Origin of the sequence: Exiguobacterium sp. SH1S1, assembly GCF_004337245.1 — a bacterium.
In the GTDB taxonomy this organism is placed as follows: Bacteria; Bacillota; Bacilli; order Exiguobacteriales; family Exiguobacteriaceae; genus Exiguobacterium; species Exiguobacterium aurantiacum_A.
In genome coordinates this window covers 1-345 of record NZ_SJUZ01000039.1, presented here as the reverse complement: position 1 = coordinate 345, position 345 = coordinate 1, and the positions used below count along the sequence as shown (strand labels likewise).

Sequence of the window (345 nt, the reverse complement as noted above, 5' to 3'; positions counted from 1 at the left end):
CGAATCTAAAGGCCGGGAGTTCGAATCTCTCAGGGTGCACCATTTATAACGGGAAGTAGCTCAGCTTGGTAGAGCACTTGGTTTGGGACCAAGGGGTCGCAGGTTCGAATCCTGTCTTCCCGACCATCATAACTTTTGGGGCCTTAGCTCAGCTGGGAGAGCGCCTGCCTTGCACGCAGGAGGTCAGCGGTTCGATCCCGCTAGGCTCCACCAATTCTTTAACTGACGAACTTTGAAAACTGAACGATGAGGCAAAAAAAGTTTTACAAGTTTTGATTGAAGCGCAAGCTTCGTCATTTTCAAGAGCTATATCAAATTCTTTGGAGAGTTTGATCCTGGCTCAGG

The 345-nt window shown here is 48.7% G+C and carries 2 tRNA genes; both read left to right on the top strand.

The window, feature by feature from the left end:
• Positions 1-49: 49 nt before the first annotated feature.
• Positions 50-126, top strand: a tRNA-Pro gene (locus tag EVJ23_RS15145).
• Positions 127-137: 11 nt separating this feature from the next.
• A tRNA-Ala gene (locus EVJ23_RS15140) sits at positions 138-213 on the top strand.
• The last annotated feature ends 132 nt before the right edge of the window (positions 214-345 follow it).